Annotated in this window: 1 protein-coding gene; it reads left to right on the forward strand. The window is 32.1% G+C overall.

The window, feature by feature from the left end; all coding sequences use genetic code 11:
- Positions 1-98 precede the first annotated feature (98 nt).
- Positions 99-305, forward strand: a 207-nt coding sequence (gene tnpA, locus ACQRD5_RS17315; protein WP_427747129.1) for an IS200/IS605 family transposase, incomplete at its 3' end; no start/stop codon positions are given.

Genomic DNA, 305 nt, shown 5'->3' on the forward strand with positions numbered 1-305 from the left:
GTGGATAAAATGGCTTAAGCTCTGCGCAAAAAAACTCCTATGATATAATTTCAACGACTGACAATCGTAAAACAAATTAATCATAGGAGGTGTGTCGTATGGGTAACGACATAGAAAGCTTATCACATACAAAATGGAGGCGTCAATATCATATAGTATTTGCACCAAAATATAGAAGGCAAATAATATATGGAAAATATAAGGCTGAAATTGGGAAAATATTAAGAACTATATGTATAAGACATGGAGTAGAAATAATCGAAGCGAATGCTTGTCTGGATCATATACATATGTTAGTAACTATT

It is taken from the genome of Clostridium sp. SGI.024 (genome assembly GCF_050315195.1).
Classification (GTDB): Bacteria; Bacillota; Clostridia; order Clostridiales; family Clostridiaceae; genus Clostridium.